Here is a 25,160-nt window from a genome sequence, read left to right as displayed (position 1 = left end):
AAATCTGATAATTTTTATTTTGAAATAACTCCCGAACCTATCAGTTCGTCGTCTATATACCAGGCTGCAAACTGCCCTTCTGTTATGGCCGACTGCGGTTCGCTGAATGCGATATACATACCGTCTTCAAACATATGCAGTGTTGCTTTTTGCAATGGCTGGCGGTAACGTATCCTTACCATTACATGCATTGTCTCACCATCTTTAAGGGTAAGGTCTTCACGTACCCAGTGTACTTCTTTACCTTTAATAAACAGTGCTTTTCTAAACAGCCCCGGGTGATTATGTCCCTGCCCTGTATAAATAGCGTTACTGTTTACATCGGTAGCGATAATAAACAACGGTTCTTTTGTACCGCCTACATTAAGTCCTTTACGCTGTCCTATGGTGTAATAATGTGCGCCGTGGTGCTTTCCTACCTCTTTACCCATTTGTGGCGTATACTCAACATTTTTAGCCTCAAAAGCCAGCTGTTCGTGTACGTTTGCAAACTGAGGTATTTGTTGAGCATAAGTTTCCTGCTCAGCCGATATTTCATAAATAACACCTTCCTTAGGCTGCAGCTGTTGCTGCAGGAACTCCGGCAGGCGTACTTTACCTATAAAACAAAGCCCCTGAGAGTCTTTCTTCTCTGCGGTAACCAAATCCATCTTAGCTGCTATTTCACGCACCTGAGGCTTAGTTAATTCTCCAATAGGGAATAGCGCCTTACTTAACTGCTCCTGTGAAAGCTGACATAAAAAGTAAGACTGATCCTTATTGCCGTCTACACCTGATAAAAGCTGATAAACTTCCTTACCATCCTTTTCTATGGTGTCTTTACGGCAATAGTGTCCTGTTGCCACATAGTCTGCTCCCAAGCTAAGGGCAATCTTCATAAACACATCAAACTTAATTTCGCGGTTACAAAGCACGTCAGGGTTTGGAGTCCTACCCTGCTCATATTCGTTAAACATATAGTCTACTATACGTTCTCTGTATTGTTCACTAAGATCTACCGTTTGAAAAGGTATACCCAGTTTTTCGGCTACAAGCAAAGCATCATTGCTGTCTTCCAGCCACGGACATTCATTTGAGATGGTAACCGAGTCATCATGCCAGTTTTTCATAAACAGGCCAATAACTTCATACCCCTGCTTCTGCAACAGGTATGCCGCAACGCTCGAATCTACACCACCCGAAAGCCCAACTACTACTCGTTTCATTTTTAATTCCTTTCCTGAAAAAATTTATGCAAAAGTACTACAAATTTCTGTTAGTCCCTTGTTACCTCTTTCGGCATTATCATAAATTCCTTTTTTACCAGTTTCTTATTGTCATAATACTCCCAGTATCCGTATTTATATCCTTTTACAAATTCTCCTTTAGAAGATACATTACCAAACTTATCATAAAAAACAGCCTGCCCGTTAAGCTTACCGTTTTTATAGTTAGAATCTTCCAGTACAGTACCCTTTTCATTGTACTTTTTATAGATACCATCCTGCACGCCATCTTTATAGCCTTTCTCTTCGGCAATAGCTCCATTAGCAAAAAATATCTTTGTTAAGCCATTAAGCTTTCCTTTAGAATAGTTTTCAAGAGACATTATGGTTTTCCCGTCAGGGTGGTATACTTTCCATTCGCCTTCACGAACTTTATTTACCTCTTTACCCTCACTAACCTTATTACCCTTCTGGTCTATAAAAGTGGTATAACTAACACCATTACCGGCAGAAAAATCGCGGGTAGCGATTAGCGATCCTTTTTGGGTATCATCATAAAACTTAAATGTACCCTTTTCCACACCATGATCAAAAGTACCTTCATAACGAAGCCTTCCGGTGGTTTCATAAGTACCTTTCCAAACACCGTGGCGCTTACCCTTACCATCAAACTTGTTGATATCGGTTTTACTTTGGGCATTAAGCCCTATAGTCATAAAAAATGCAATAAGTACTGCAAAGTATCTCATAATACAAATCTGTTTTTTTATCTAAACTTAAAATATGCTGTTTTTATTACGTGCAAACAGTGAGCCAATTTATTAAAAAAAGCACTCCGAAGAGTGCTTTACTGTTTATCTTTTATTTTGTTTTTGCTGCTCCTGCGCCTGCTCCATCATTTCCTGCATCTTCTGTTGGAAACGGCTTTGCTTTTTAGGCTTGGTTTTGTTTTCCTGGATTTGAGCATGTAGCTTATCTTCTTTTACGATGTAATTTTTAATTACAAACATAATACCTATGGTAATAGTGTTAGAAATGAAGTAGTACAAACTCAGTCCTGATGCATAGTTATTAAAGAATATAAGCATCATAACCGGAGAGATGTAAATCATTACTTTCATGATCTTGCTCATATCCGGCATACCTTCCTGTGGTGGTGCCGACATACTCTGATCACCTGTAGTCATTCTCATATAGAAGAAAATAGCTATTGATGCAAGTATAGGGAACAAGCTCACGTGGTCACCATAGAACGGGATGTTGAATGGTAAATGGTAAACCGAGTCATATGATGATAAGTCATCTGCCCAAAGGAAACTTTTTTGCCTTAAGTCAAAGAACGACGGGAAGAACTGGAATAATGCATAGAATACAGGTATTTGCATTAGTGCCGGTAAACATCCTGCCATTGGGTTTACGCCCGCTTTATTGTACAGCTTCATGGTTTCCTGCTGCTTTTTCATCGGGTCTTTTTTGTACTTCTCATTTACTTCCTGTATTTCAGGACGAATAACTTTCATCTTAGCCTGAGAAAGGTACGATTTATAAGTTACGGGAGACATTACAATCCTTACAAGGATAGTAAATACTATAATTCCTATACCGTAAGGTAAGAACGAACTTAAAAGGGTAAATACAGGGATAAAGATGTAACGGTTAATCCAACCGAAAATACCCCATCCTAAAGGAATTACCTCATCAAGGTTTCTGTCATAATCATTAAGAATCTGGTAATCTGCAGGACCATAATACCAATCCATGTTATAGCTAATCTCACCTCCTTCAAATTCAAGAGGCATTTTTGCCGTAAACTGCTTAGTAAATACAGTATCTATGGTTTCTTCCTTAACTAAATCCTCAGAAGTCATATCGGCAGTTTTAAATGCCTTATCCGTTAAAAGGATAGAAGTAAACAAATGCTGCTTGAATGCGATATAAGTTACATCTGCCGCTTTTTCGCTGTCGCTCTTACTTAAACCAAAATCATCATCCTTACCATCTTCATATTCATAAACAACCTTAGTATATCTGTTTTCATAAGAAATACTCTTTTCATTACGATAGGTCTTCATGCTCCATTCTAAATCCAGTGGCTTAGAAGTATCAAGAACCTGAGATAAGCCCTGTGTACGGATAGAGAAATCAACCATATAATCTTTAGGTTTCATCTCATAACGATACTCAAGGTAAGCATCTGCTCCTGCCTTAAGGCGCATTGTTAGCACCTGGTTTTCTCCACTCTTGCTTAAAACAGGTTCAAAGTACATATCCCTTGTGTTAAGGATACGGTTGTCTTTAGTTTTAAATTGAAGATTAAAGTCGGCATTATTATTTTTAATAAGCTCTACCAGTTGTCCTGAATCCTTATGGAACTTTTCATATCCAAGCGGAATAGCCTCTGCAATATAACCACCTTTATTCGCTATCTTAAGTGAAAGTAAAGCATTTTTAAGTTCGGTTTCACCGTCTTTCGCTGTTGGTAAAGAAGCCCCGTAAGCAAAAGCCCCTAAAGAACTCTTAAGGTTTGCTGTCTTAATAGAATCTGCCGAAGTAGAATCCAGCTCTGTTAAAACTGCAGTTTTTTCGTCTGCAACAGTGCCCTGTTTTTCTTTTTCAACTTGTTCCTGTGCTTGCTCTTTTTCCAGTTCCTGTTTAGTATCCTCGGTTTTGTTGTAAAGCATAAAACCAAGAATAACCGCAATAAGGGCAAAGCCGATGGCCGATCTGTAATCTATTTTCTTTTCTTCCATTTATTTAAGTTATTACACCTAAGTGTGGTTCCTTTTTAAGGGAATATGTTATCTTATATTATTCGCACTTTTTCTTAACTGCAGCCTTAACAAAGCTTACAAATAACGGATGCGGATTAGCTACCGTACTCTTGTACTCTGGGTGGTATTGTACCCCTATAAAGAACGGATGGTTATTAAGTTCAATCACCTCTACAAGACCTGTGTCAGGATTAATACCCGAAGCGATAAGGCCTGCATTCTGCATTTCGTCAAGATAAGCTCCATTAAACTCATAACGGTGACGGTGACGCTCTAATATATCTGTGCTTCCGTATATCTTGTTAGCAAGAGAACCTTCTGCAATATGGCATTTCCATGCACCTAAACGCATAGTACCACCCATCTCTGTAATGTTCTTTTGCTCTTCCATTATATTAATTACCGGGTAAGGAGTGCTTTCGTTCATCTCTGTAGAGTTAGCTCCTTCCCATCCCATTACGTTACGGGCATATTCTATAACTGCCATTTGCATACCTAAACAGATACCAAAGAACGGAATTTTATTTTCCCTTGCATAACGAACAGTTTCTATTTTACCTTCAATACCTCTTCCTCCAAAACCAGGAGCTACAAGAATACCATCTAAACCGGCAAGCTTTTTAGCTGCATTATTTTCGTCTAGATATTCTGAATGGATACTGATTACATTTACTTTAGTTTCGTTTACGGCACCTGCATGTATAAACGCCTCAAGAATTGATTTGTATGAATCCTGAAGTTCTACATACTTACCTACTAAACCAATGTTTACAGTATGCTTAGGATTTTTAAGCTTGTAAAGGAAATCATTCCACTGTTTTAAGTCCGGTTTGTTCTTCTCGGCAAGGTCAAGCTTTTTAAGTGCTACCCTGTCAAGGCCTTCCTCAAGCATAAGGTTAGGAACATCATATATAGTAGAAGCATCTATCGACTGGATAACCGCTTCTCTCTTAACATTACAGAATAATGCCAGTTTTTGTCTTAAATCAGACGAAAGCTCATGCTCTGTACGGCACACAAGGATATCTGCCTTAATACCGCTTTCCATTAATGTTTTTACAGAGTGCTGTGTAGGCTTGGTTTTAAGCTCACCCGCAGCTGCAAGATATGGTACAAGCGTTAAGTGAATAACAATACCGTTATTTTCACCAAGTTCCCACACTAACTGCCTTACAGACTCGATATACGGTAGTGACTCGATGTCACCAACAGTACCTCCTATTTCGGTAATAACAATATCATAATCGCCCGTTTTACCAAGCTGCTGCATGCGCTCCTTAATCTCATTGGTAATGTGTGGAACAACCTGTACTGTTTTCCCTAAAAACTCTCCTCTTCTCTCTTTCTCAATAACCGAAAGATATACCCTTCCTGTCGTAACGTTATTAGCCTGTGATGTAGGAACGTTTAGAAAACGCTCATAGTGCCCAAGATCAAGATCTGTTTCGGCACCATCATCAGTTACATAACATTCACCATGCTCATATGGGTTAAGTGTACCCGGATCCACATTGATATACGGATCAAATTTCTGAATAGCGGTTCTGTAACCTCTGGCCTGCAATAATTTCGCTAAGGAAGCAGCTATGATTCCTTTCCCTAAAGAAGAACTTACACCTCCTGTAACAAAAATATACTTCGTTTGATTCATTGTACTGTTGTTGTGTTGTTGCTGTTGTAAAAAACGTGGCAAAAATAAGCAATTTTATCCGATTATAAGTAATTTGAAAATGAGGTAATTTGAAAATTTGAAAATGCATGCCACAAAAGGCAGAAAAAAGCATCAAAAATTCATGTTTAGGAAACACTTCTTTAACAAAAATTCATTTTTCTACGGCTTCGGATATTGATTCTTAATATTCCTTATAAGGTTTTCAAGCCCGTTAAGCTTTAGTTCGTATACCAACTGAAGCTGCTGCCCCAACTGTCCTGCCGGAAATCCCTTATTGTGGTACCACACCACATAATGCTCGGGTAAATCTATAAGATACCGTCCTTCATATTTACCAAAAGGCATTTTAGTGTGTGCTAATTTTATTAGCAATTGTTTTTGTTCGTCCATAAATAAAACTGAAAAGCAAATTTAACAACTAAACTCACTTAAAAACAAAAAGCACCCTCAAAAAAGGGTGCTCTTTCCTGACCAAAGTGCCACGCGAATGAAACACTTTACATAAACCAAAGAATCTAAAAAAACTTCGTAAGTCGAATTTAGATTCATTATTAAACAAAAAAAATACCCAACAATGGGTATTTTAGTATAATTACAATCAAATATTACCAGTTAAATATTATTTCCCTTTCAATATCAGGGTGAAGGCTAAAGTGTACAGGACACCTCATCGCTACTCTTTCCAGCAACTCCCTGGACTTTTCATCGGCATTTGATTTAAGATTAAAAACAACCTTAATCTTAGAAATACGTCTAGGGTCGGCCTCCATGGTTTTTGTAACCTCAGCTGTAGAACCTTCCAAACTTATTTCCATATCACGGGCTTTAATACCCATAATGGTAAACATACACGTAGCTAATGCATTTGCCACAGTATCTGTAGGGGAAAATGCCTCGCCTTTTCCGTTATTATCAAGAGGGGCATCAGATATGATCTCGCTACCCGACTGAAGGTGAATGGAAGATGTTCTTAAATCTCCCAAATAGGTTACCTTAGATGTCATAATTAATTTGCCTGTTTTATACTTAAATCCTCTTCGTAATTAAGGATATAAACTCCGTTATTATAATTCCCTCCGTTTAAAGACCTGTAAACAAATTTGTTCTCTGTTTGCTGAGATGCTTTTGTCGCTATTGTTTCTGCAAAACCTTCCGGCTGATACATACGTAAAATAACATCAAGGGTAACATCAAAACCTCTAGAGGCAAACTGATTAGGCATTACACCATTTTTCGCTTTAAACTTCTTTATAAATCCGGCAGCCATAGGGTTTTCACTATCGTTTGTTACCGACGGATATAGCATTCTTAACCTGGTAAGCAGCTTTAAAGGCACTTCTTCGTTATCAAGAATATCTGACCTCTCCATTACTGCAAGCTGAATCTGATAGTCTGCCATTAGTTTTGAAAGCACTCTTACCGTGTTAGAAACCTTTCCGGCACTTTCAGTATCAAGTACTATATAATTCATTTTCGAAGGATCTAAAAGTGGTTTCATTACATCCTCTGTAATAGTACCGTCTGCAAATTTAACTCCCGCATAATTATTTCTTATAAACTGCTTAGAGCTTAGTTTTTTCTCATCTATAACAGCTATAAAATTACCGTTTTTAAACTTAAGGTAATCCAGCATAGCCATTCTTACCATATCCTGAGTAGGTACCGACTGGTATAGGTTTGGCAATGGTTTGCCGGCCTCTTTAGATAATGGAGATATAACAGGAATCCCGGCTAACACCTGTGCTGTTTTCTCTACATTATTCTGGAAGAACGGACCTATAACCGCATCTACCCCTACAAGACCACCACGAAGATTATCTATAGCTGAGCTCGTGCTGGATTCCTGCGAGTCAAGTATTTTTACCTTTACAGGTATCCCCATAGCCTGTGCAGAATCTATCGCGATTAATGCACCTGCATAAAAATCAAGAGTCATGTTAAGAAATTTGTTGGTCCTAACTCTTTCTTTCTCACTTTCTTCATCAGCTCCTTTATTAATATTAAAAGGCAGTAGTAATGCAAGTTGCTTTGTTTGTGCTTTGTCTAAAGTTGTTGAAAGATTTGTAATGCCCGGAGCATATGATTTGGTAGTCCCAAATACAGTACCTGAATCGGGATTAGGATTAGGCAGTTTTAAAACCATACCTTCCTTAAGGCCTTCTTTAGCATCCGGATTTAAGGCTATAATTTCCTGTTCTGTAATCCCTACCCTTCTTGTAAGACTATAAAAGGTTTCTTTAGGCTGAACCGTATATTCTATATACTTGTTATCCGGCTTTTTAAGCTGAGCTCCCGGAGCTATTTCTTTAGCTATTATAGAATTCTTATCCAGTTTTAGTTTATAGCCTAATGGCAGCGGAGCATCTTTAACTTCAGGATTAAGCTCTTCCAGTAACTGAAGGCTCATGCCATAGTCTTTTGCAATGGAATATTTTGTTTCACCAGCCTCTACTGTATGATACATATAAGAAGGGGCATCCTTTTTTCCCTGTTGCTTTTCTGCCCTCTCAGCCTGTGCCTCAACACCGCTTCCCTTCACTGGAATTATAATTTTTTGACCTATCTGCAAACCGTTTGTTACAATCTCAGGATTTGCCTTTTTTATATCTTCTTCAGATACATTGTACTGTTTAGAAAGGCCATAAAGTGTTTCTTTAGGCTGCACCTCATGTATGGGGTTTGCAATTTTAGTGGATTTCTCATTTACAGTGACATCAGTCTTAACCGGAACTCCACCAGCAGTAGGAACAAGCAATATTGCCCCTTCGTTAATACCGTTTTGAGAATCAGGATTAAGCCTGTAAATATCATATGGGGTAACTTTATATTTTTTTGCAATATCTGTTACTGTCTCTCCCTTTGCTACCTGGTGTTTTTTATATTTACCCTGAGCATAAGCAGAGCCTGAAAATAACGCTAGTGAAAAAAATAAAATTACAATGTACTTCATGTCTAAGTTTGGTTTATTTATAACATTTAGGTGGATGCAAATTTAGCTTTTGTTGTAACTGTTAAGGCCTAAAATATGATAAATTTCAGTTAAAACACTAAACCTATCAAAAAATACTGAACCTCAAATACTTACCCTTTATTAAAATCCTCAGGTTTTATGTCTTTCTTTTTCTTTTTTGGCGGGGCAGGTACCTGTATAGGGCCTCCTTTTTCCTTTTCCAGCTTTACCTTAAACGCATCAAGATCTTTCTTGTGCGATTTATGCAAAGGAATCTTTAATACTCCCCCTCCCTGTTTTGAATCATATCCTCCTACAGCCCATTCATTATACTCATAAATATCCTTTGGGTCTACCATATATTTTTTAGAGATCATTATCATTCGTTCACCCGGCAATATTTTATGATCTATAAAAAATGCATCAGGATCTTCTTCTTCCTCTTCATCATCCGTATACACCTCTTCGGTATCATATTCGTCGTCACTTTCTTCGTTGCCGTAATTATTCTGTGCAAAAAGAGAATTATAAGGCAAACAGGCAAAAAGAGCCAGTAATAATAGTTTTTTCATGGCTTATATTTTTTTAGTAGTTATGAAATCTAAATTAAAAGATTTTTCGCGATTTTATAAATATCTGCTTAACTATTTACCAAAACCCTGCCATAAATAAAATAAGCCCTCACTAAAAGTGAAGGCTTATTTACTATATAACTTAAATATCTAATTTCTTATTCCCATTCAATAGTGGCCGGCGGCTTAGAGCTGATATCATAAACAACCCTGTTTACACCTTTAACCTTATTGATAATTTCATTAGAAACTTTCATCAGGAACTCATAAGGAAGATGAACCCAGTCTGCAGTCATACCATCTGTAGATTCTACAGCCCTAAGTGCAACTACTTTCTCATAAGTTCTTTCGTCTCCCATTACACCTACACTGTTTACAGGTAATAATATTGCACCTGCCTGCCATACTTTATTATACAGGCCGTGATCTTTAAGACCCTGGATAAATATATGGTCTACTTCCTGAAGTATACGTACTTTCTCCGGAGTGATATCACCTAAAATCCTGATAGAAAGGCCTGGCCCAGGGAATGGGTGTCTTCCTAAAAGTTCCGGATCAATTCCTAAAGTAGCACCTACTCTTCTTACCTCATCTTTAAACAGCATTCTTAGCGGCTCTACCACCTGAAGTTTCATAAAATCCGGTAAACCACCTACGTTGTGATGTGATTTAATGGTAGCAGAAGGTCCTTTTACAGAAACCGACTCAATTACATCCGGATAGATAGTACCCTGCGCTAACCATTTAACATCGGTAAGTAAATGTGCCTCATCATCAAATACTTCGATGAATACACGACCTATAGTTTTTCTTTTAGTTTCAGGATCTTCAATACCTGCCAGTTCGCTAAGGAACCTGTCAGATGCATCTACACCTTTAACGTTAAGCCCCATATCCTTGTATTGGTGTAATACATTTTCAAACTCATCTTTACGAAGAAGTCCGTTGTTTACAAAAATACAGTACAGGTTTTTGCCAATTGCCTTATTTAAAAGTACCGCAGCGACAGTAGAGTCTACCCCTCCTGAAAGTCCTAGTACCACTTTATCATTTTGAATTTTAACTTTAAGCTCCTCTACAATATCTTCAACAAATGTATCTGGAGTAAAGTTTTGAGGCACTTCTGCAATTTTCACTAAAAAGTTTTCCAGCATTTGTTTACCGTCTGTAGAGTGGTAAACTTCTGGGTGAAACTGTATTGCATAAGTTGTTTCACCTTCAATTCTGTAAGCTGCATTTTCCACATCCTTAGTACTTGCAAGCCTTACACCATTAGTAGGTAATTGCTTGATTGTATCACTGTGGCTCATCCAAACCTGGCTACCTGCAGAAACACCTTCAAGGAACTGCTCATCTTCTTTAACATAAGAAAGGTTAGCACGGCCATACTCACGTATATTACTTGGCGCTACTTCACCTCCGTGGAAGTGAGCAAGATATTGTGCTCCGTAACACACTGCAAGCATAGGCAGTTTTCCTCTAATCTCAGAAAGGTCAGGATGCGGTGCATCTTCTGCCCTTACCGAAAACGGGCTACCTGAAAGTATTACAGCTTTATAAGACGATAAATCACCCGGAGGGTTGTTGTAAGGGAAAATTTCGCAGAAGATATTTAACTCGCGAACCCTTCTCGCAATAAGCTGAGTGTATTGCGATCCGAAATCTAGAATAAGTACATTGTGTTGCATGCGCAAAAGTAATCCAATATTTTGAAACTGAAAAATGAGTTTTTATGTTTTTTATTTTGATTATTTTTTAGCAGGTTTATCAACAAATATGCACCATTAACACCTAAAAACGGCTTTAGTTTTCATCAAACAAAAAGTTATTTTACAGGATTGTTTTATCTAAAAAGTCTCAAATGCAAACATACACCTAACAAAAACTATTGAAAAACGGCAGATAACAATTTAACAACAAAAGAAAAAAAATCAAAACATATAATTTAATATCATTTTTATATTTTTAGCAAAATTTCAGCTTTCAAATGACCACATCCGAGAAAGACCTATGGGACAAGATCTCAAACTTCAGGTTAGATGACCCCGATGCATCCTTTACATTTTCGGCACGCCTTGCAAGGGAAAACGGCTGGACAACAGAATATACTAAAAGGGTTATAGAAGAGTACAGGAAGTTCACTTTTTTATGTTGTGTATCTAAATCTTCTGTAACACCTTCAGATCCTGTAGACCAGGCATGGCACTTACATCTAACCTATACAAAATCCTACTGGATAGACTTTTGCCGAAACACACTGCAAAGGGAAATACACCACAACCCAACAAAAGGAGGAAGCTCAGAAAGGAAAAAGTTCAACAACAGCTACTGTGAACTTCACACCATGTACAACAAAATGTTTGGTTGTAATCCGCCACAGGATATTTGGCAGGACAACAAAACCCGCTTTACACAAATCAATTTTCAAAGGATAAGCATAGATAATTACTGGCTTATTAAAAAGCCATCTTTGTTAGCACAAAAGCTTTTAAAGTTATCTGTTGTCAGCATTGTAATAATTATAAGTATTCAGGCTTCAGGCAACGGCATACCTTTACCTGTAATAATTATTATAGTTATTATAATAGCTTTAATCAATGCCTTTAGAAAAAGAGGAGGTAAAGGAGACTCAGATAGTGGTTGTACTACTTCCTCATGTTCAGGGGATAGTTGTAATAGCGGATGCAGTTCACACGGAGACAGCGGTTGCGGATCTGGCTGTAGTGGTTGCGGAGGATGTGGAGGAGATTAATATTTCCTATGTTTTATGTTAAAAATTTAGACTATTTTTAGTATCTTTAAACTATCAACCCACTACCAACATGAAATTACTATATTCCTTACTAATAATATTTATTTCACAGTCTTTTTTTGCCCAGGATTTTGAATTAAAAAAGCCTGACTTCGATCTTATTGAGAAAAATGTAAAAGACAAAAACTCTCCTTATTATTTTGATAAGCTTTATGCCAGATTTATAGTTGCAGACAGCACTATGACTATTGAAGAACGCAGGCATCTTTATTTTGGATATTCTTTTCAGGATGAATATGCCCCCTACGAACGTTCGGACGCTGAACAGGACCTAAACGAAATTTTACAGAAAGAAGAGATTACCCAACAAGACTATCAGGATATACTAACCCTTTCTTCTAAAATATTAAAAACATATCCCTTTAGTATACGAATGATGGAATACAGGATATTTGTTTACAATGAGTTGCGACAATATGATGATGCTGTAAAAGAAACCGTTAAGGCAAATATAATACTTGACGCCATACTCAGCACCGGCGAAGGTACATCTAAAGAGTCCAGTTTTTACGTAATTAATGTTATAAACGAATATGAACTCATAAACATTTTAGGGTTTGAATATGGCGGACAGCAAGAGCTTATTGACGGGCTTTATGATTATTTGACCCTAAAAGAGAACTCTTACAATATAGAAGGACTATACTTTGAAGTTTCGAGATGTCTTAACTCTCTCAAATTTTAGCTAAGATGAACTATACAGTTGAAATTGAAATCGACCTACCCGTAAGTAAGGTTATCGAACTTTTTGATAACCCTCACAACATGAAGTATTGGATGGACGGGCTGGCAAGCTTTGAACTTCTTAACGGTGTATCCGGGCAACCTGGGGCAAAATCCCGCCTGATTTTCAGGATGGGCAACCGTAATATTGAAATGCTGGAAACCATAACCGTAAAGAAACTCCCGGAAGAATATACAGGAACCTATGAGGCAAACGGGGTTTATAATGTTGTAAAAAACAGATTTATACCTTTACCGGGAGACAGAACAAAATATGTTTCTGAAAACTATTTTGAATTTAAAGGCTTTATGAAAATAATAGCCTTTATAATGCCCGGCTCTTTTAAAAAACAGTCCCTTAAATATTTAAACGATTTTAAACGATTTGCCGAAAACGACATTAAACCTATAACCACTATACAACTGAACGGTACCAGCTAAACCGGTAAAAACTAATAAATATTCAACCAGAGTACAACCTCAGTAGGGCAATACCTAATGAGGCTTTTTTTTTGAATAGCCTCTACCCTAAAACACACATATAAAGCAAAAAACTGTAAATTCGCAGCATGATGACTTCACACGATATTGAAAAGATTAAGAGTTTACTGGCTTCTCCTAAAAAAATAGCCATAATACCACACCGTAACCCAGATGGCGATGCTATGGGTTCTACACTGGGATTACGCCACTTCCTGAAACTAAAAGGGCATGATGCTACGGTTATTTCACCAAATGAATTTCCTGACTTTTTAACTTGGTTGCCGGAATCGGATACTGTAAAGGTATTTGAAAAGGATACTGAAACAAGCACCCGTATTTTACAGGAAGCCGAAATAGTATTTACACTGGACTTTAACGTACTTAGCCGTACGGGAGATGTAATGGAAGCGGCACTAAAAGAACTTACCGTTCCGTTTATAATGATAGACCATCATCAAAAACCCGATAGCTATGCCGCCTATATGTTTAGCGATACCAGTTATGGGTCAACCTGCGAAATGGTATATCATTTTATAAACATGCTTAATGAAAAAGAGCTTATAGATAAAACCCTTGCAACCTGCCTTTATACAGGTATTGTTACCGATTCAGGATCTTTCAGATATCCATCAACTACTGGTACTACACACCGTATAGTAGCAGAGTTTATTGATAAAGGTATAAATAACAGCGAAATTCACAGCCTGCTCTACGACAATCATTCTCATAACCGTATACAAATTTTGGCAAGGGCTTTGCAGAATATGAAAGTACTGCCACTTTACAAAACATCTTATACCTACCTTACTCAGGACGAATTAAACAGTTTTGGGCACAGTAAAGGTGATACAGAGGGTATTGTAAATTACGGACTTAGCATGAAGGATATTATGTTTACAGCTATGTTTACAGAAAATAAGGATGAGGGAATAATAAAAATATCCTTCCGATCCAAAGATGGTTTTGATGTTAACCAGTATGCCCGTGAGCATTTTAGCGGCGGCGGACATATTAATGCTGCCGGAGGTAAATCTACCGATACTCTGGAAGCTACAATACAAAAATTTATTGCTACATTAGCACACACTAAAATAGACTGACAAAAATGAAGAAGACATTTTTATTGCCTTTAGCTTTTATTGCAATCCTTATAACGGCCTGTTCACAACAGCAGGCAAGATATCCTGTTTCTCACAGTTCAGGTACTTTTATGCAGGAGTCTATAGAACGCAACAAGGCACTTATTGCTAATGAGGAGTCGGCTATAGATTCTATTATTAAAAAGAGTCCTGAGCATAAATACCATGCAGCCGACAAAGGTTACTGGTACCGCTATGATATAGAAAACACTACAGATACCATTACACCCAAACGTGGTGATATTGCCTATTATACTTATGATATAAAAGATATAAAAGGTAATGTTATTTATACCGAAGAAGAATTAAAGCCTCAGGTTTACTATGTAGACAAGGAAGATATCATGGCAGGCCTTAGATATGGTATAAAGCTTATGAACAAAGGTGAGAAAGTAACTTTTCTATTCCCTTCAAACCTTGGCTACGGCTACAGGGGCGACTTGGACAAAATAGGCACTAACCAGCCTTTAATGTGTACCGTTACCCTTAACGACATTAAGCCGGACGACACAAAGAAAAATTAATCAAAATCTATAAATGAAACCAATGACAAGTTTATTCTTAAGCCTTGTTGCTTTATTTTTTTCTTGCAAAAATACCGATGCTGTCGCTACAGACCCTAAACTGGGAGACGGTTTGTATGCAGAAATCACAACCAATAAAGGTAAAATTCTTTTACAGCTTGAGTATCAAAAAACTCCGCTTACAGTAGCCAACTTTGTTTCTCTTACAGAAGGAACCAACGAAATGGTAGTAGGTGACAGAAAAGGAAAACCTTTTTATGACGGTTTAAAGTTTCACCGTGTTATTAAAAGCTTTATGATCCAGACGGGAGATCCTAACGGAAACGGTTCCGGCGGACCGGGATACAAATTTCCTGATGAGATTACAGATCTTAAACATGATAAAGAAGGTATACTGTCTATGGCTAACGCCGGTGCTAACACAAACGGAAGCCAGTTCTTTATTACACATAAAGCTACACCTCACTTAGATGGTATACATACTGTTTTTGGTCACGTTATTGAAGGCCAGGATGTGGTAAACCTAATTGAGAATGGAGACGATATGATTAGCGTAAAAATTATACGCGTTGGTAAAGAAGCCAAGAGATTTAAGGCTGATAAAGTTTTCAAGGAGTACTATGAAAAAGCTGCTGAAGAGCAGAAAAAGAAAGCTGAAGAACTTGAAAAAGCCAAAACAGATATGGCTGCTTACATAAGCGAACTTAAAGCTACAGGAACTAAAACTGCCTCTGGGCTTGTTTATAAAATTTTAGAGAAAGGTTCAGGACAAAAACCTCTGCCGGGATCTGAAGTATATTTAGATTACAGCGGTTTCCTTGAAAACGGAACCCTATTTGATTCTAGCGATGTGGAGACTGCTAAAAAGTTTGGTAACTACATCCCTCAAAAAGATGCTGCAGGCGCTTATACTCCAATACCTTTCCAAACAGGTAAAAAAACAGGTATGATTCCCGGATTTATTGAAGCTATTGAGCAAATGAACATAGGTGATAAACTTATTGCTTACATCCCTTCTCACCTTGCTTATGGTGAAAGAGGTGCCAGCGGTGTTATCCCTCCAAATGCTAATATCACGTTTGAGATAAAAATGCTTGACAAGATGCCTGAAAAGAAATAATAACAGGCGCTAGCTATAATAAAAAAGGACATCAATATTGATGTCCTTTTTTTATTGTCTTTATCTAAAGTTTAAAACTTCCAGTCAAACTCGTCATTGCTGTTAAATACCGCACCGACCTCTAAAGTATTAACCTCTTCAAATTCTACCTGAAAAATAATCCAGTTATCTTCATTAAAATAGTTGTCGGTAATATCATAAGGTTCTTTTTCAAAAGAATTCACCTTATTATCCTTCATTAGTGATGCCACTTCGGTCCATTTCTTCCCTATTACTTTGTGCGAAAAAAGCTCCAGATCAGGATGTGATGAGATAATGTATCCAAGTTTTAGATCCTCATCCTCATAAAAGGTAAGTCTCATTTTCCTTTCATTATATACATAAATAACATTATTCTCATCGTCTTTATATTCTCTGTCAGGCTCGCCATATACAGCCTTTACATCATTTTGTTTCATCCCGAACAAAAGCTTATCTACTCCGCTCTTTAAGTTTACTTTCATGTCCTGTGTAATTAAATTTTTATTAAAGGTAGTAATAGTTTTCATTCAAAAAATCTTCATATCAAATTATTTACACAGCCTTAAATATCATTTTAAGTTTTATTTAACTATTTAATTATAAAACCATTAAATAATTAATATCGTAACTACAAATAATACAAACCAAAAATATTTTATGATATGGACAAAAAATCTACTCTTTTAAAAATTATTATAGTAGTATGCCTTTTCCTTGGAGTTTCAGCCAATGCTCAGGTATATACTGTAATAAATTCCAATAACAGTGGCGCGGGGTCACTGCGACAGGCAGTACTGGATGCTACGGCGGGAAGTACAATTAACTTTGCAATAACCACCAATAACAACACTATTACACTTAGTAGCTCAATAACTATTGATAAGGAACTTATTATAAACGGTAATGGAGATGATGCCACTATTATAAGTGGCGGAAGCAGTAACAGTATTTTTGTTATTACAGATGCATCGATGGTAACCATTAATAATATATCTTTTACAGGCGGTGCTGCATCAGATAATGGCGGGGCACTTTCTATAACAGATACCGATGTACTTATAAACAACAGCTCCTTTACTAACAATACGGCAAGTGGTGCTACAGCCGGAATGGGTGGGGGTGCCATTTACATTACAGGAATGAGTGATGTTACCCTTAATGTATCAACTTTTACCGGTAATGAAGCTGACGGTATCGCCGGAAGCGGGGGGGCAATATTAGTAGGTACAGGAAGTAACCTTACCGTAAACGATTGTGTAATTACAGGTAATGCTGCTGGTCGAGCAGGTGGTGGTATAGAAGGTAATTCCGGTGCAGGTACTACCATTACCCTTACCGATGTTACTCTGGATAATAACATGACAGGATCAAGCCCAGGTAACGGTGGCGGACTACATATTACCGGAGCAGGTAATACTGTAATTACTGGCGGTACCGTAAATAATAATATGGCAGCTGCCGAAGGTGGTGGACTTTGGAACGGAAGCGGTATGATGACCATAGAAGGTACTGTAATAAGCGGTAATACTGCCAGCGGTGCGGGTGCCGACCAAGGTGGTGGTGGTATTTACAACCTTAGCGGTATGCTTATGATAAATGCCGAAACTGTTATAAGTAATAATACTGCCGATGGTGCTTCAGGTTCAGGAGGTGGTATACTTAACGACGTAGGCGGTACACTTACCATTACCGAAGCAGAAATTATAGGCAATGTTTCTAACCGTGCTGGTGGTGGTATAGAAGATAACTCAGGAATGGCAGGTGCTGTAACATTAAATGATGTTACTATCTCAAACAATACAACAAACAATTCACCGGGTAACGGTGGCGGACTTCACGTAACGGGAATGGGCAATATTATCATAAATGGTGGTGAAGTTTCCGGAAACGAGGCAGGAGCCGAAGGTGGTGGTTTATGGAATGGTTCGGGAACTATGAACATAGACGGTACACTTATAACAAACAATACTGCGAGCGGTGCAGGAGCCGATCAGGGCGGTGGTGGTATCTACAACCTTAATGCAGGTACTCTGGTAATCGCTAATGCCACCATTAGTAATAACACTGCTGACGGGACACTGGGCAGTGGCGGTGGTATACTTAACGATGTAGGATCGGAGCTTACTATTACCGATTCTGAAATTTCAGGAAATATGGCTGTTAGAGCTGGTGGCGGTATAGAAGATAATTCAGGCACAAGCACAATTATACTTACCAATGTAAACCTTACCGGAAATTCAGTTTCAGGCCCTCCGGGTAATGGTGGTGGCCTGCACATTACCGGATCTGGTAGTGCAACTATTACAGGCGGTATGGTTAGCAATAACTCGGCTTCGCTACAGGGCGGTGGTCTATGGAACGGTAGCGGAACCATGATTATTAGCAATGTAATGATTGAAAACAATGAAGCAGAAGGTAATGCAGCTACCGATGGCGGTGGTGGTGTGTTTAATGTGAGTGGTATGGTTCAAATTTCAGACAGTACCATTTCGGGCAACCTTGCTACAGGAACAAGCGGCAGCGGCGGCGGTATTTTTAGTGGAGATGGTATGGTAACCATAGACGACACTACCATTACACTTAACAGTGCTAACCGTGCCGGGGGTGGTATTGAGATTGTGGACGGAGATCTTACCATAAATGCATCATTACTTAATGAGAACAATGTAAGCGGAAGCGCAGGTGCCGCTAATCCGGGTAATGGTGGTGCATTACATATTAGCGGTGTCGCTATGGTAGAAATTAACGGAGGTACTGTAAATCTGAATGTTGCTGCACGTGAGGGGGGCGGACTTTGGAATCAGAATGGAAGTATAATGACTGTAAACAACGTAACCATAGATGGTAATGTGGCTGCAGGTATAGCTGCCGATGACGGTGGCGGAGGTATATTTAATAACGGAGGTACGTTAAATGTAAATAGTTCTACAATATCAAACAACAGTGCTACCGGATTATTAGGACAAGGTGGTGGTATACATATAAATGCAGGTTCTGCTAATGTGGTTAAAACCACTATATCTGGCAATACTTCACTAACAAACGGAGGTGGTATTTATAACAATGCCGAACTGATGGTAAACGCCAATACCATAACCTTAAACTCGGCTACTCTAAGTGGTGGTGGTATATCTAACAACTCTATGATGGCTCCTACTGTAACAAATACTATTGTAGCAGGAAACCTGTCGGTTGTAGCAGGTGCCGATATATATGCCGAAGGAGAAATGGTAAACTCAATGGGATACAATCTTGTGGGTATTGCCGAAGCGGAAGCTTATGTTAGCGCAGAGACCGATATATCAGGATCTATAACCACCCCATTAGAAATAGAGCTTTTAGCACTTGGCGATAACGGAGGAAGTACTTTTACACATAAACTGGGATGCCCAAGTGCAGCTGCAGATATGGGAGACCCTAACGACAATTCTCAGGATCAGTTAGGTCAGGATGTATTTAACGGACGTAGGGATATTGGTGCTTATGAATCGCAGGAAGCGTGCTCTTTAGACACGGAAGACTTTGTAGTATCGGCTAACAGAAGTACTGTATATCCTAATCCATCAGCTAACGGAGTGTTTAATCTTGAATTGGCACAGGAACATGGCAGCAATGCACAAATAGCCGTATATGACCTTGCAACAGGTAAACTGGTTATGGAAATGCAGACAAACGGAATGGCTGCCGAAGTGGGAATGCAGCAATTTGCCTCAGGCACTTATGTAATGCAGATTGTTAGCGATACAGCTACCGAAACCCACAAACTTATTATTGGAAGGTAATTGGTGTAATATATCTTAATTCAATGGTTGGCAAAAAGGGCAGTTTAAAACTGCCCTTTTTTATTTATATCAATTCGGTTGCTGTTTTTAGTTTCTTTCCTTTCCTCACAACTATATCTGAACCTTCTGCCAAAAATACCGAGACTGGCTTTAACGCTTTCAGAAAATCAAACTGAGGTCCGTAGACGTTTTTAAAATCTACATTAATCTCATAATCTTTTACAGGGTAAACTTGCCAGCGCGGGTGTACCACTTCATATTCAGAAGTTACGTTATCGTTTACTTTGGTATAGCCCCAAAAATGTTCGGTAATAAACTCTTCTTCGCTGCCCTCTTTTATATCCGTAGCTTCTTTGTCTGCCGTAACCCTAATACTGTTCCAGCCATCTTTCTTCCAGCCGTATTCCACCATTAACGAATCGTCACGCTCTATCCAGCTATGGCGGGTAGGCAAGGTTTCATAGTTTTCGTTGTAGAGCATATTAGCCACAAAGGTAAGTGCGGGACGCGGGACTATTTCCTTAATAAACACTACTCCCCTTTTATAATCTTCTGTATTACCGTACTTAACATAAAACCGAAGGTTTATCTCTTCAAAATTAATATGAAACGGGATTTTAAGATTCAATACTTTAGTATCAACAAACATAAAACCCACAAGACTTATATAGCAGGTATCATTAAAATAATCGAGTTCGGTATTAAAAGGCACGTAAGGCTCCAAAATCTTTGGATCCACAGCATAATTCATCATTACAAGCTTACGCCACTGGGCGTTAAGAAAAGTGTTGTTCATTGGTTTGGTAAGGTTAAATCACAATTACATAGAGATTCCTCGATTTCGCTATCGCTTCACTCGGAATGGAATTCCGTTTCGACCGAAACGAAGTGTAGGGGAGCAATCTAAATAGACTCCAATATAAGAAATAAAAAAATCCGCCTCAGTGGGCGGATTAAATATTTTAGTAAGTAAATGTACCATATTCACTGGTAATGGTAAGCTCTTTTTTATCAGAAGCCTCTACCCTTCCTACGATTTTTGCATCTACATTAAACGATTTTGAGATTGCAATAATGTCTTCGGCAATTTCCTGCGGAACATAAAGCTCCATACGGTGACCGCAGTTAAATACCTGGTACATCTCTTTCCAGTCGGTACCACTCTGCTCCTGTATAAGCTTAAATAATGGCGGTACAGGGAAAAGATTATCTTTTATTACGTGTACATTATCTACAAAGTGAAGCACCTTAGTTTGTGCACCACCACTGCAGTGTACCATACCGTGAATATCATTTGGAGTATATTTATCAAGTATCTTTTTGATGATTGGCGCATACGTACGTGTAGGCGACAGTACAAGCTTACCGGCATCTATAGGGCTGTTTTCAACAGCATCGGTAAGTTTGGTTTTTCCTGAGTAAACAAGTTCTGCCGGAACAGCCGCATCATAGCTCTCAGGGTATTTTTGAGCCAGGTAATTATCAAACACATCATGACGTGCAGAAGTAAGTCCGTTACTTCCCATACCACCGTTGTATCCTTTTTCGTAAGAAGCCTCTCCATAAGAAGCAAGCCCCACGATAACGTCTCCGGCCTTAATATTAGCATTATCAATAACATCCTTACGTTTCATACGGGCAGTTACTGTAGAGTCTACGATAATGGTACGAACAAGGTCACCTACATCGGCAGTCTCACCACCGGTAGAATGGATGGTAACACCAAATTTCCCTAACTCTTCAATAAGTTCTTCGGTACCGTTAATGATAGCCGAGATAACCTCACCCGGAACAAGGTTCTTATTACGGCCTATGGTAGACGACAGCATAATGTTATCTACAGCACCTATACAAAGAAGATCGTCTATGTTCATGATAAGGGCATCCTGAGCTATACCTTTCCATACAGAAATGTCTCCCGTTTCTTTCCAGTACATATAAGCCAGTGACGACTTAGTACCTGCACCATCGGCATGCATGATAAGGCAGTACTCCTCATCGTTTGTTAGATAGTCGGGTACAATTTTACAGAAAGCTTTTGGAAATAAGCCTTTATCTATGTTTTTAATAGCATTGTGAACATCCTCTTTAGAAGCCGAAACTCCCCTTAGGCTATAGCGTTTGCTGTTATCAGAACTCATGAAATAGGGTTTGTATTGCTGAGTGCAAAGATAACTTTAATGTGGGAATTATTCAATTATTTAATTTTATTTAAATTTACTTATACTTCAAACCAGATATTATGATTAATAATGACAATAATGAATATGACTATTATAAAGGTAAACAACCAAATAAAATATACATTTCAAAAAGAATAATTTCAAAAGCATTAGATAATATTGACGGGGAAACTATAGAAAAATTAATCCCTATCCGATATGCTTCAAAAGTTATTGATTCTGAACAAACATATCAATTTGTAAAGGAGAAAGGAGAAATTAAAATCAGAGTAACCTCTGAAGGAAGACAAGAAATAACAGCTAAATTTTTAGAAGAAAATCGTGGAATTTATATTTTACAGATTCAGAAATTTACAACTGAAACTGGCTCTCCTCATAAAACATATTTTTCATTTCGCGGAGAAGAAATAAAGATACTTTTTAATTTCATTAAAAATATAAAAGAGCTTGAGATTGAGGACGAAAGTGGTTTTAAAATAAATGATGAAGAATTAAAAAGCATAATTTTAAACAAACATCAAGCTTACAATATTTATAAAGATAATATTGAATTGTTTAATGAAATATTACAAGAAAATGTAACTCAACAAGATGTTTTAAACTTAGTTTATAGAAAAGAACAACTTTCATATTTCGATAAACTTATGAATGATGTAAATTTCTTTAATGATGAAAAACAAAAATTAAATATTACAAGCGATGAAGCTTTATGGCAGTTTTTCTTTGAGAAGAATACGTGGATTTTTGGATTTGGATTACAATATATAATTAATATACCCCTTGAAAATAAAAAACTAGAACAGGTGGTTGAGGGATATGATGTAATTAATAGAGGTAAACGTGCTGATGCAATGATGAAGTCTAAAGGAATAATAAGTTCTTTATGTTTTGCAGAAATCAAAACCCACAAAACAAAGCTACTAACAACAAATCCATACAGACCAAATGTTTACCCTCCATCAAATGAATTATCGGGAGGTATTTCCCAAATTCATAAAACCATTCAAAGTTCATTAGAAAATTTACTAAACAAAATAAATCCGACTGATGAGACTGGCAACCCCACAGGAGAAGAAATATTTATTTATCGTCCTAAATCCTTTCTTCTCATTGGCAATTTAAATGAGTTTACAGCTGAAAAAGGAATTAACAAAGAGAAATTCAGTTCGTTCGAATTATATAGGCGAAGTATAAATGATATAGAAATAATTACATTTGACGAATTACTTGAAAGAGCTAAATTTATATTAAACATAAATGAAAATAGAAATTTATTAACCTAGTAACTGTAAGACTCATTCAAAATTTAAAAATCCATCATTTAAAATAAAACAGTAACTTTATTCTATGGATTTATTTAACGAACAAACCGACTGGGGTAAAGCGCTTAAACCACTTATAACCAAATATAAAGGCGCAAAGCATCCGTTAGAATATAAAAACATTTACCAACTACTGGTAATGGTTGTACTTTCGGCACAGGACAGCGATGCCCATATAAATAAGGTAGCCCCTAAATTCTTTAAGGAGTTCCCTAACATGAAAGCTTTGGCAAAAGCCAATACCGAACAGCTTACCGCAATACTGAGCGAAGTGCGTTTTCACGGTAACAAAATTGCCTGGTTACAGGACATTGCTTCTACCGTTAAAGAAGACAAGAACATTCCTATGACCATGAAAGAGCTTACAGCTCTTAAAGGTTTGGGGCGTAAATCGGCAAATGTGATAATGCGTGAAGCCGGTGTACCTGTAGAAGGCATTATGGCCGATCTGCATGTTATTCGTGTTGCTCCCCGTTTAGGCATAGCTCAGGGGAAAGATGCTGTTAAGATAGAAAAACAGATGATGGAGGTTATTCCGAAAGATATGTGGGCTGATGCCGGTATGGCGATATCTTACCTGGGTCGTGAAACCTGTAGGCCCAGTAACCCAAAACACAGTGAATGCGTTATGAAAGACGTTTGTGAATACTATCACAATGAAAAGAAAAAGTAACAAAAGAGTATTATACAAAATAAAAAAAGGGACTATCTTATTCAGATAATCCCTTTTCCATTTATAATAGATAAATTAGGAATAAATTTTAATCAGGTCGCCTGCTTTCGTAAACGACGCCGTTAACCCTATACCGTCTTTCATAAGCAATAGTTTATAATTACCTTCATCAGACTTATAAGCTTCTTTAATCTCATAATCACCGTAGTTTTTATGAATTTTATCAAGAACCTCTTTAGGTATTTCGGTTACTTTAATTTTTTTATATACGTCCTGCTCCTGTATTAAAATACAAACTGTGCTACTCTTTATAGCAACTCCTGCAGAGGCTGTAAGAGAAGCCATTAGCAAAGCTGAGGCCAAAAATAGTTTTTTCATGGTATAGTTGTTTAGTTGAAATTCAGTCTAAAGTTACAATAACTAACCACAGGCTGTATTAAAATATTCCTAAAGTTTAAAAATGATATCCTATTCTAAAGTGGAGATTAAGTACTGTTCCTTGATCAGACCCCCACGTATAGATACCTTCCTTCTTTTTAAAAACATAACCATAACCCAAACCTATAGCTGTTTCATAATCAAAGTGTTCACCTATAGTCCTGCGTATGCCCCATGTAGGTACAATTGATAAAATATTACTGTCTAAGGAATAACTGGTTTGTTTATTAGTATCAATAAAAAACCAATCAGCGTGATATGAAATAGGTAGTGAAAGAAAGTTTCCGCTATTTTTCTTGATGCCTTTACCCTTTCTTATTCTGCTGTTTAAATTGTAATACCAACGGGTTTCTGCAGTAATAACCGGATTATATGACCAACCATCATCTATATTTGACTTACCTTTGTAATTACCACTATACCAATATTCCGTTGTAATTCCGGCTTCAGCTCTAAGAGTCAATTGATTAGTCAATTTAAATTCATGATTAACCCATGCTCCAAAAGGTCCGGCCTGAATTCCTGTAACTGATTCTTCCACGCTGGCTTTTGATCCGTTAGTTTCCTGAGCATTAGCTATACCTAAGCATAGCAAGGTTATTAGTGTAAGGCCTAATAATCGTTTTTTCATGAGTAATTTATGGTTAATGATTTTTAATTTTTTAACAGGAAATATCAAATACCATGCCTTTATTATGGATATAGCAAATTAAGGTGTGTGTTTTTATCAGATATATTTTACAAATAAATACAAAACAAAAAACCCTATC

General features: G+C 37.6%; 23 protein-coding genes. 9 read left to right on the top strand and 14 right to left on the bottom strand.

From position 1 onward, the window contains the following. Positions 1 to 14: 14 nt before the first annotated feature. The 9 genes from mnmA to guaA form a co-directional block, all read right to left on the bottom strand. Positions 15 to 1,205, bottom strand: coding sequence for a tRNA 2-thiouridine(34) synthase MnmA (gene mnmA, locus NU09_RS09020; RefSeq protein WP_129750958.1), 1,191 nt, complete (start codon positions 1,203 to 1,205; stop codon positions 15 to 17). 50 nt (positions 1,206 to 1,255) lie between these two features. After that, positions 1,256 to 1,954, bottom strand: a complete 699-nt coding sequence (locus NU09_RS09015) for a toxin-antitoxin system YwqK family antitoxin (protein WP_129750957.1) — start codon at positions 1,952 to 1,954, stop codon at positions 1,256 to 1,258. Positions 1,955 to 2,059: 105 nt separating this feature from the next. Continuing rightward, on the bottom strand, positions 2,060 to 3,955 hold the full coding sequence (gene yidC / locus NU09_RS09010) for a membrane protein insertase YidC (protein ID WP_129750956.1): 1,896 nt from the start codon (positions 3,953 to 3,955) through the stop codon (positions 2,060 to 2,062). A 58-nt stretch (positions 3,956 to 4,013) separates the two neighbouring features. After that, a complete protein-coding gene (locus NU09_RS09005) occupies positions 4,014 to 5,627 on the bottom strand; it encodes a CTP synthase (RefSeq protein ID WP_129750955.1) in 1,614 nt (537 codons plus the stop codon). Positions 5,628 to 5,807: 180 nt separating this feature from the next. Beyond that, positions 5,808 to 6,038 carry a DUF3820 family protein gene (locus tag NU09_RS09000; RefSeq protein WP_129750954.1) on the bottom strand — a complete coding sequence of 77 codons (231 nt, stop codon included), beginning with the start codon at positions 6,036 to 6,038 and terminating at the stop codon, positions 5,808 to 5,810. Positions 6,039 to 6,253: 215 nt separating this feature from the next. Further along, a complete protein-coding gene (locus NU09_RS08995; RefSeq protein ID WP_129750953.1) occupies positions 6,254 to 6,652 on the bottom strand; it encodes an OsmC family protein in 399 nt (132 codons plus the stop codon). Positions 6,653 to 6,654: 2 nt separating this feature from the next. Continuing rightward, a complete protein-coding gene (locus NU09_RS08990) occupies positions 6,655 to 8,598 on the bottom strand; it encodes a LysM peptidoglycan-binding domain-containing protein (RefSeq protein WP_129750952.1) in 1,944 nt (647 codons plus the stop codon). Positions 8,599 to 8,729: 131 nt separating this feature from the next. Continuing rightward, positions 8,730 to 9,170: a hypothetical protein gene (locus NU09_RS08985; protein ID WP_129750951.1), complete on the bottom strand. Its 441-nt coding sequence runs from the start codon at positions 9,168 to 9,170 to the stop codon at positions 8,730 to 8,732. A gap of 158 nt (positions 9,171 to 9,328) precedes the next feature. Next, entirely contained in the window at positions 9,329 to 10,858 is a 1,530-nt protein-coding gene (gene guaA / locus NU09_RS08980; RefSeq protein WP_129750950.1) for a glutamine-hydrolyzing GMP synthase, read from the bottom strand. Between the two features lie 299 nt (positions 10,859 to 11,157). Between guaA and NU09_RS17155 the strand changes: the two genes are divergently transcribed. The 6 genes from NU09_RS17155 (at position 11,158) to NU09_RS08950 (ending at position 15,971) form a co-directional block, all read left to right on the top strand. Continuing rightward, positions 11,158 to 11,922 carry a glycine-rich domain-containing protein gene (locus tag NU09_RS17155; RefSeq protein ID WP_207209768.1) on the top strand — a complete coding sequence of 255 codons (765 nt, stop codon included), beginning with the start codon at positions 11,158 to 11,160 and terminating at the stop codon, positions 11,920 to 11,922. A 70-nt stretch (positions 11,923 to 11,992) separates the two neighbouring features. Next, positions 11,993 to 12,667, top strand: coding sequence for a DUF4919 domain-containing protein (locus NU09_RS08970; RefSeq protein ID WP_129750949.1), 675 nt, complete (start codon positions 11,993 to 11,995; stop codon positions 12,665 to 12,667). A 5-nt stretch (positions 12,668 to 12,672) separates the two neighbouring features. After that, positions 12,673 to 13,146: an SRPBCC family protein gene (locus tag NU09_RS08965; protein WP_129750948.1), complete on the top strand. Its 474-nt coding sequence runs from the start codon at positions 12,673 to 12,675 to the stop codon at positions 13,144 to 13,146. Positions 13,147 to 13,274: 128 nt separating this feature from the next. Then, positions 13,275 to 14,288, top strand: a complete 1,014-nt coding sequence (locus tag NU09_RS08960; RefSeq protein WP_129750947.1) for a DHH family phosphoesterase — start codon at positions 13,275 to 13,277, stop codon at positions 14,286 to 14,288. Between the two features lie 5 nt (positions 14,289 to 14,293). Continuing rightward, on the top strand, positions 14,294 to 14,851 hold the full coding sequence (gene gldI / locus NU09_RS08955; RefSeq protein ID WP_129750946.1) for a gliding motility-associated peptidyl-prolyl isomerase GldI: 558 nt from the start codon (positions 14,294 to 14,296) through the stop codon (positions 14,849 to 14,851). Between the two features lie 13 nt (positions 14,852 to 14,864). Beyond that, on the top strand, positions 14,865 to 15,971 hold the full coding sequence (locus NU09_RS08950) for a peptidylprolyl isomerase (RefSeq protein ID WP_165357680.1): 1,107 nt from the start codon (positions 14,865 to 14,867) through the stop codon (positions 15,969 to 15,971). A 71-nt stretch (positions 15,972 to 16,042) separates the two neighbouring features. Here the strand turns inward: NU09_RS08950 and NU09_RS08945 are convergent, their stop codons facing one another. Beyond that, complete coding sequence (locus NU09_RS08945; protein ID WP_129750945.1) at positions 16,043 to 16,474, bottom strand: hypothetical protein; 432 nt, start codon at positions 16,472 to 16,474, stop codon at positions 16,043 to 16,045. A 180-nt stretch (positions 16,475 to 16,654) separates the two neighbouring features. Here NU09_RS08945 and NU09_RS08940 point away from each other — a divergent pair, with 180 nt between their 5' ends. Next, a complete protein-coding gene (locus NU09_RS08940) occupies positions 16,655 to 19,774 on the top strand; it encodes a right-handed parallel beta-helix repeat-containing protein (RefSeq protein ID WP_129750944.1) in 3,120 nt (1,039 codons plus the stop codon). A gap of 64 nt (positions 19,775 to 19,838) precedes the next feature. Here NU09_RS08940 and NU09_RS08935 read toward each other — a convergent pair whose 3' ends face one another. Next, the gene (locus NU09_RS08935) at positions 19,839 to 20,570 is read right to left on the bottom strand and encodes a YqjF family protein (protein WP_129750943.1); all 732 of its coding nucleotides are present in this window, start codon (positions 20,568 to 20,570) and stop codon (positions 19,839 to 19,841) included. A 166-nt stretch (positions 20,571 to 20,736) separates the two neighbouring features. Continuing rightward, a complete protein-coding gene (locus NU09_RS08930) occupies positions 20,737 to 21,915 on the bottom strand; it encodes an AIR synthase related protein (protein WP_129750942.1) in 1,179 nt (392 codons plus the stop codon). A 101-nt stretch (positions 21,916 to 22,016) separates the two neighbouring features. Here NU09_RS08930 and NU09_RS08925 point away from each other — a divergent pair, with 101 nt between their 5' ends. Together NU09_RS08925 and NU09_RS08920 are read left to right on the top strand one after the other, a co-directional pair. After that, on the top strand, positions 22,017 to 23,240 hold the full coding sequence (locus NU09_RS08925; protein ID WP_129750941.1) for a Shedu immune nuclease family protein: 1,224 nt from the start codon (positions 22,017 to 22,019) through the stop codon (positions 23,238 to 23,240). Positions 23,241 to 23,304: 64 nt separating this feature from the next. Next, entirely contained in the window at positions 23,305 to 23,952 is a 648-nt protein-coding gene (locus tag NU09_RS08920; RefSeq protein ID WP_129750940.1) for an endonuclease III domain-containing protein, read from the top strand. 75 nt (positions 23,953 to 24,027) lie between these two features. Here NU09_RS08920 and NU09_RS08915 read toward each other — a convergent pair whose 3' ends face one another. Beyond that, positions 24,028 to 24,330 carry a hypothetical protein gene (locus NU09_RS08915; protein WP_129750939.1) on the bottom strand — a complete coding sequence of 101 codons (303 nt, stop codon included), beginning with the start codon at positions 24,328 to 24,330 and terminating at the stop codon, positions 24,028 to 24,030. A 76-nt stretch (positions 24,331 to 24,406) separates the two neighbouring features. Next, entirely contained in the window at positions 24,407 to 25,021 is a 615-nt protein-coding gene (locus NU09_RS08910; protein WP_129750938.1) for a hypothetical protein, read from the bottom strand. Positions 25,022 to 25,160: the final 139 nt, after the last annotated feature.

The sequence above is a fragment of the Flavobacterium beibuense genome, assembly GCF_004151245.1.
In the GTDB taxonomy this organism is placed as follows: Bacteria; Bacteroidota; Bacteroidia; order Flavobacteriales; family Flavobacteriaceae; genus Flavobacterium; species Flavobacterium beibuense_A.
The sequence above is the reverse complement of the archived record's forward strand: the minus strand, read 5'-3'. Positions and strand labels throughout refer to the sequence as shown.